Raw genomic sequence first — 6,891 nt, 5'->3', positions numbered from 1 at the left:
TCGGCCCGCTCCTGCATGCCGATGATCCCACGGGACGCTCCCGCGGAACGGACCTTCGCGCCACGGCCGTTGTCGGTGATCTTCACGGTCAGGGTGTGCTCCCCGTAGTCCAGATCCACACCGGCCGAGGCGGGCCCGGCGTGCTTGAGCACGTTGGTGAGCGACTCCTGGGCAACCCGATAGGCGCACAGATCGGCTCCGGGCGGCAGCGGGCGCTGTGTCCCGGTGACGGCCAAGGACACCGGGAGTCCGCTGGCGCGCAGTCGATCCAGCAGACCGTCCAGTTCGGACAGACCGGGCTGCGGCTGGGTGGCGCCGGGCTCGTCCACCCGCAGCACGGCCAGCAGCCGGCGCATCTCGCCCAGCGCGGACCGGCTGGTGTCGCCGACGATCATCAGCGCCTCCCGAGCCGCCGCGCGGTCACTGTCCACAACGTACTCCGCGACCCCGGCCTGCAACGAGATCACGGACATGTGGTGGGCCACCACGTCGTGCAGCTCGTGGGCGATGCGGATCCGCTCGTCGGCCACGGCCCGGGACGCCTCCTCGGCCAGCCGTTCCATCCGGTGCGACCAGCGCCGGGTGCCCAGGCCGAGCCCGAAGGCGGTCAGCGCCTGCACGGCGGAGCTGCCGAACAGCGGCCACCGGTTGACGTCGCCGACCAGCACGGTGAAGTTCACGGCCAGCACGGCCAGCGCCGTCCCCAACGCGATCACGGCGGCCGGCCATGACCGCAGCAGGGCCACCGAGAACAGGCCGATAATCAGCCCGACCCCGCTGCTGGGGGAGTCCGGGTAGCCGAGCAGCAGGGTGGCGACCTGGGCGGCCCCCATGACAACAGTCATTGTCAGCGGCCACAGCTGCCGCAATGCCACCGGCACGAAGGCCAGCCCGGCCAGCACGTAGGCCAGCCAGTACACGTGGCCGCCGGTCTCGACCGCGACCGACGCGAGCGCCAGGACGGTGAGCACGACGGCTAGCGCCACGTCGAACGGCACGGATCGGAGAGCCCCTCGCACGTGCTCACGGTAGCCGCGCATGCGGGGCCCGGTCGCCACCCCATGGACTGATCTCCGCCTACCCCCAGCGGGGTAGCCGAAGATCCCACCCTGGACGATGTCGGGCGCCCCGCCCCGGCTGGTTCGCTTGGACGACAAGCAACCACATGGGGAGAACGATGCGAAAGACAGTGATGGCGGTGGTGGCGCTGTCGGGGGTGGTGGCGTCCACGGCGGGGGCCGTCGCCGCGCCGGCGCAGGTCCCGAACCGAGCTGTGCTCCAGCGTGACGCCGACGCGCTGCTGGACCAGGGCGCGCCGGGTGTGCTGGCGGAGATGGACACGCCGGACGGCCAGGTGAAGGTGCGCAGCGGATACGGCGACAAGGCAGCCAGGACGCCGGTGCCGTGGAACACGCATTTCCGCATCGGCAGCATGACCAAGCCGTTCACGGCCACGGTGGTGCTGCAACTGGTCGGCGAGGGCAAGCTGTCCCTTGACGACACGGTGGAGCACTGGCTGCCCGGTGTCGTCACCGGCAACGGCAACGACGGCGCCAAGATCACCGTGCGGAACCTATTGCAGCACACCAGCGGCCTGGCGGACTACCTGCGGGCGCTGCCTTTCCTCAACACTGCAGCAGGCTTCGAGGCCAATCGGTTCCGCGTCCTCACGGCGCCGGACATGGTGGCCATGGCGATGAAGTACGCGCCGAGCTTCGAGCCGGGCGCGAACTGGGAGTACTCCAACACGAACTACCTGCTGGCCGGGATGATCATCAAGAAGGTCACCGGCAACGACTGGCAGCGGGAGGTGCAGCGCCGCATCATCGCGCCGCTGAGCCTGCGCAACACCTATGCCCCGCAAGCGTATCCGTATCTGCCCGAGCCACATGCCGTGGGTTACCAACGCTTCGCCCGGGACGAGTCGGACATCGACGCCACGGCGATGTCTCCGTCATGGGCCGGCGCGGCCGGCGCGATCATCAGCGACACGACCGACGCCAACACTTTCCTGCGGGCCCTGGTCGGCGGCAAGCTGCTCAAACCGGCGCAGCTGAAGCAGATGCGGACCACGGTGGCGGCGCACGAGCTCGATCCGGTGTTCCCGGGCGCGCAGTACGGGCTGGGCATCGCCTGGGTTCCCACGGCCTGCGGCGGCTACTGGTCGCACGGCGGCGACATCCACGGCTTCATGACCCGCAACGGCGTGAGCGCCGATGCCCAGCGCAGCGTGGTCGTCACGGTCAACACCGATTCCCCCGTGGTGAAGCCAGGTGTGCCACGTGCGCCGTACGACATCACCAAGGACCTGATGGACCACGCCTTCTGCGGTACGTCCTGACGAGGTGTCCGCGGCGGCGAAAGCCGCCGCGGACGCAGAACCTAGGCGCGAACGGCCCGGATCTGCCACACCGGCAGCTGTAGACGGCCCTGGTCGTCGACGCCGGCCGGCGAGTCCGGCGCGGGCAGGAACACAGCGGCGGACGGGGGCATCGCCGCGGCCCACTGATCCTGCGTCAGACCCGTGGTGTAGCTGCGCATCTGCATGCGGTCGACGCGCCAGTGCCGGCCGAGGTCGCGGCGCAGGCTGGCCTCGTCGGTGTGGCCGGGCAGGGGGAACAGGGCTTCGATCAGGTCGGGGAAGCACAGGATGTGCAGCAGGGCGCCGGGATTGCAGACGGCGTGCAGAGCCGTCAGGTAGTCGACCCGCTGCTCGTCGGTGAGGCAGTGCATCATCGCGGAGTCGAGGACCGAGTTGAAGCCGCCCTCGATGCCGTCCAGCGTGGTGGCGTCGGCGACGACGAAGTCGACCTTCAGCCCCCGCTCCGCCGCCTTGGCCCGGTCCTGCTCGATCGCCGTCGGCGCGGCGTCGAAGGCGGTGACCTGGTAGCCCCGCTCGGCCAGGAACAGGGCGTTGTCGCCGAGGCCGCAGCCGCTCTCCAGGACGGGGCCGGTGAACTCGCCGTTGTCGGCCAGCTCGACAACAACCGGTTGCGGGCCGTCCAGCCGCCACGGAATGGTGTCCAGCTGCTGGTCGGAGCCGCTGTAGGTCACGCTCTGCCCCTGGTAGAGGGCGTCGAAGTCCATCAACTTGTCATCGGTCACCGATGGTCACCCCAGGCGGTAGTAGACGGAAACGTTCACTATGACGGAGCGTAGTGCTGCGTATTGGGAACGTCAACGTCTACTATCGGGTGGTGAGCACCGCCGACACCGCCCGCCGCCGCCGTGGGGCCGAGCTGGAAAGCGCCCTCCACGAGGCGACCCTGGCCGAACTGGCCGAGGCGGGCTACGGCCGGCTGACCATGGAGGGCGTTGCCGCCCGGGCCCACACCGGCAAGGCGGCCGTGTACCGACGGTGGTCGACCAAGCAGGCGCTGGTGCTCGACGCCCTGGTCTACAGCCTGCCGGCGCTGCCCGGCTTCGACCCGCGGATCCCGGCCCGGGAGAACCTGCGGGCCGTGTACACCGTGCTGTGCCAGGTGTTCAGCGGTGGCACGAGATTCCCGGCCCTGCCGGTGATCGCCGGCATGCTGGCCGATCCCGCGCTGCGCGAGTGCTTTGTGGACGCGATCGTCCGGCCTCGCTTCGCGGTGATCGAGTCCATCCTCGAACACGCCGAGCAGACCGGCGAGATCGGGCCCGGCACGCTGTCACCGATGGCGGTGCAGACCGGGCCCGCGCTGATCATGCAGGCGTTCCTGCTGACCGGACACTCGCCGGGCGCGGCGGAAATCGAGCAGATCCTGGACGCCGTGCTCAACCGTCCGGGCGCTTGAGCCGGTAGCTCATCGATCGGGCGGACAATCGGTGTTGTCACGGCTGATCATCGTGCCGGAGTCGTTCGACCAGGACCATCCGTCGCTGACCGTCGCCGAGCTGACCCGGCGGTCCGGTCTGCCGGCGCCGACGGTGTACCGGCTGGTCGGCGATCTGGTCGAGACCGGGCTGTTGGAGCGGGCCGAGAACCGCGAGGTGCGGCCGGGAGTGCGGCTGTGGGAGCTCGCCGCGCTGGTGCCGCGGGCATCGGGGCTGCGGGTCGCCGCGCTGCCGTTCATGGTCGACCTTCAGGCCACCGTCGGCCATCACGTCGTGTTGAGCGTGTTGGAGGGGCACGAGTCGGTGGTGATCGAGAGGCGGTCGGCCGGGACGCGATCACGACCTATCACCGCCTCGGCGGGCGGCTGCCGTTGCATGCCACCACCGGCGGCCTGATCCTGGTGGCCCACAACGAATGGAAGATCCGGGACGTCTTCCTCGCCGCGCCGCTGGGGGTCTACATGCCGCACACCCCGACCGAGCCCGACGTGGTGCGAAGGCTGCTGGCCGGCGTGAGGGAGCACGGGCACGTCGTCTGCAAGGAGTACGTCACCCTTGGTGCGATGGGCGTCGGCGTGCCGGTGTGGTCATCCCACGGCACGGTGATCGCGGCGTTGACCGTTGGCGTGGCTGTGAAGGACGCCCGGCCGATGATGTACGTGCCGGCACTCGCTGTTGCCACACAGGGGATCACACGGGCCCTGACCAGCCTGCCTCCGCCCCGCCAGCTGTCGCGGTTCTTTCCCGCCGCGTCCACTGTGGACGCATAGTTCGTCGCAATTGTCTGATCGACCGCAGCGGTCGAGTGGGGATCGGCGGGCTCCTTTCGTTGCCGTATCGGGCAGTCCACGCCGGCCGGTGGTCGCTCTCTGGCGGAAGTGACTAGCCTCTTGCGGTGCCTTGCCCGCCCGATCGGCTGGAGGATCGATGACCGACCACGGTTTGATGGACTTCGACGCGCTGCACGGGGGCGGGGGCGCCAATCTGGGCGCGGACGGCCCCCGGCTCGATGTCGCCCCGTGGCAGCTCGACGAGCCGCAGCCGCTGATCGTCGAGCTCGCCGACAAGGACGAGTTCCGCGGGCCGGTGCTGGATCTCGGCTGCTGGGTCGGCGACAACGCCCTCCTGCTGGCCGCCAGGGGATTTGAGGTCACTGCCGTCGACATCGCCGCGTCGGCCATCGAACAGGCTCGGGCCAAGGCTTCCGCCCGTGGCCTCGACGTCGACTTCCGCGTCGGCGACGCCACCGTCCTCGATGGCATTTCCGCTGGTTACAAGACAGTGCTCGACAGCGCCATGATGCACTGCCTCTCCGACACCGACCGCCAGGCCTATCTCGCGGCCGCCCACCGCGTCGCCGCCCCCGGCGCCCGCCTGCACGTCCTGTGCTTCCCCGACTTCGTCGCCGGCGCCTTCCCCATGCCGGGCAACCTCGACGAGGCCAGCCTCCGTCGGGACATCGAGGTCCACTGGTCCATCGACCACATGGAAGTTCGCCGCTACACCACCAACATGGACCCGGCGGGCCTCAAGGACCTGGTGCCCGACGCGTCCATGGAGCTCGCCGTCGACGACGGGCAGGGCCGCTCCCTGCTGCCCATCTGGCACATCACCGCCACCCGTCGCTGACTCGCCGAGCCGGGCGGGATCAGGCAAGAACCGGGTCGTTCTGGTCAAGGAAATCCCGTCCGGCAATGGTTTTCTGTGGTGGTGGAGATTTCCCTTCGGGTCAACAAGACGGTCCATGACGTCGTGGTCGACAACCGGCGCACGCTGCTGGACGCCCTGCGCGAGGACACCGGGAACACGGGCCCGAAGAAGGGGTGCGACCACGGGCAGTGTGGGGCGTGCACGGTGCTGCTGGACGGCCGGCGGGTGCTGTCCTGCCTGACGCTCGCGGTCGCGGCGTCGGGGGCGGAGATCACCACCGTGGAAGGCATTGCCGCTGATGGCGAGCTCGCGCCGATCCAACGGGCGTTCGTCGAGCTCGACGGCTACCAGTGCGGGTTCTGCACGCCGGGCCAGATCTGCTCGGCGGTGGCGGTGCTGGCCGAACACGCGGCGGGCTGGCCCAGCGCAGTGACGGCGGATGTGTCGCCGGATCGGCACAGTGAGCTGACGGCGGCCGAAGTGCGGGAACGCATGAGCGGGAACCTCTGCCGCTGCGGGGCATACCCGGCGATCGTGCGGGCGGTGCTGGCGCAGTGAAGGATTTCGCCTACCACCGGGCCACCCGGGTCGACGAGGCACTGGGCCTTCAGGGCGAGGGCACGAAGTTCCTGGGCGGCGGCACGAATCTCGTGGACCTGATGAAGCAGGGCGTGGAAACACCGTCACGGCTGGTGGACGTGCGGTTTCTGCCGCTGGCCGGCGTGCGCGCGGAGGACGACGGCACCGTGGTGATCGGGGCGACCACCACCAACAGCGACGTCGCCGCCGACCCGACCGTGCGGCGGCGCTTTCCGGCGCTGAGCCAGGCGATCCTGGCCGGGGCATCGGGCCAGCTGAGGAACATGGCCACCGTCGGTGGGAACCTGTTGCAACGCACCAGGTGCGCCTACTTCGCCGATCCGTCGCAGCCGTGCAACAAACGCACACCGGGCAGCGGATGCCCGGCCGTCGCAGGGGAACATCACAACCACGCCGTTCTCGACTGGTCCGAGCACTGCGTGGCGACGAATCCGTCGGACATGGCGGTGGCGCTGGCGGCGTTCGACGCCGTCGTGCACTACGAGACCCAGGACAGGTCGGCTGAAGTCCCGTTGTCCCACTTCTACCTGCCGGTCGGCGACGCCCCGCACCGCGAGACGACGTTGCCCCCAGGCGCCCTGATCACCGCGGTTTCCCTGCCGCCGCAGGGGATGACGCTTTCCCGGTACCGCAAGGTCCGTGAACGCGCCTCCTACGCCTTCGCCACGGTGTCGGTGGCGGCCGGGCTGGACCTTCGCGACGGGATCGTCCACGACGTGCGGATCGCCCTCGGCGGCGTGGCTTCCCGGCCCTGGCGGGCACACTTCGCCGAGGAGCTGCTTCGAGGCGGCCCCCTCGACCGGGTGCGGCTCGCCGCCGAAC

The 6,891-nt window shown here is 69.9% G+C and carries 9 protein-coding genes; 7 read left to right on the top strand and 2 right to left on the bottom strand.

All coding sequences use genetic code 11. From position 1 onward, the window contains the following. On the bottom strand, positions 1-1,019 hold a 1,019-nt coding region (locus tag KUTG_RS04840), incomplete at its 3' end, for a sensor histidine kinase (protein ID WP_198047015.1). A gap of 158 nt (positions 1,020-1,177) precedes the next feature. Here KUTG_RS04840 and KUTG_RS04835 point away from each other — a divergent pair. Beyond that, a complete protein-coding gene (locus tag KUTG_RS04835) occupies positions 1,178-2,341 on the top strand; it encodes a serine hydrolase domain-containing protein (RefSeq protein ID WP_043715190.1) in 1,164 nt (387 codons plus the stop codon). 41 nt (positions 2,342-2,382) lie between these two features. On the opposite strand, the gene KUTG_RS04830 is transcribed toward KUTG_RS04835, so the two are convergent. Then, positions 2,383-3,105, bottom strand: coding sequence for a class I SAM-dependent methyltransferase (locus tag KUTG_RS04830; RefSeq protein WP_198047014.1), 723 nt, complete (start codon positions 3,103-3,105; stop codon positions 2,383-2,385). 92 nt (positions 3,106-3,197) lie between these two features. Here KUTG_RS04830 and KUTG_RS04825 point away from each other — a divergent pair, with 92 nt between their 5' ends. The 6 genes from KUTG_RS04825 to KUTG_RS04805 all read left to right on the top strand — a co-directional run. Next, the gene (locus KUTG_RS04825) at positions 3,198-3,779 is read left to right on the top strand and encodes a TetR/AcrR family transcriptional regulator (RefSeq protein WP_084580994.1); all 582 of its coding nucleotides are present in this window, start codon (positions 3,198-3,200) and stop codon (positions 3,777-3,779) included. 31 nt (positions 3,780-3,810) lie between these two features. Then, entirely contained in the window at positions 3,811-4,215 is a 405-nt protein-coding gene (locus KUTG_RS55975; RefSeq protein WP_052393974.1) for a helix-turn-helix domain-containing protein, read from the top strand. After that, complete coding sequence (locus tag KUTG_RS55255; protein WP_052393971.1) at positions 4,191-4,589, top strand: IclR family transcriptional regulator domain-containing protein; 399 nt, start codon at positions 4,191-4,193, stop codon at positions 4,587-4,589. The genes KUTG_RS55975 and KUTG_RS55255 overlap by 25 nt, the downstream gene beginning before the upstream one ends. A gap of 157 nt (positions 4,590-4,746) precedes the next feature. Beyond that, positions 4,747-5,448 (top strand): class I SAM-dependent methyltransferase, encoded by a 702-nt coding sequence (locus tag KUTG_RS04815; RefSeq protein ID WP_052393969.1) that lies wholly within the window; start codon positions 4,747-4,749, stop codon positions 5,446-5,448. Positions 5,449-5,523: 75 nt separating this feature from the next. Then, on the top strand, positions 5,524-6,027 hold the full coding sequence (locus KUTG_RS04810; RefSeq protein WP_043715187.1) for a (2Fe-2S)-binding protein: 504 nt from the start codon (positions 5,524-5,526) through the stop codon (positions 6,025-6,027). Continuing rightward, positions 6,024-6,891, top strand: an 868-nt coding sequence (locus tag KUTG_RS04805) for an FAD binding domain-containing protein (protein WP_063753483.1), incomplete at its 3' end; no start/stop codon positions are given. The genes KUTG_RS04810 and KUTG_RS04805, both read left to right, overlap by 4 nt.

The sequence above is a fragment of the Kutzneria sp. 744 genome (assembly GCF_000568255.1).
Classification (GTDB): domain Bacteria; phylum Actinomycetota; class Actinomycetes; order Mycobacteriales; family Pseudonocardiaceae; genus Kutzneria.
This window is presented reverse-complemented; position numbering and strand designations above follow the sequence as displayed.

Bases quoted from the DNA above. Each gene is read 5' to 3' on its own strand.
- KUTG_RS04835 (WP_043715190.1), top strand. From the start codon at position 1,178: ATGCGAAAGACAGTGATGGCGGTGGTGGCGCTGTCGGGGGTGGTGGCG.
- KUTG_RS04815 (WP_052393969.1), top strand. From the start codon at position 4,747: ATGACCGACCACGGTTTGATGGACTTCGACGCGCTGCACGGGGGCGGG.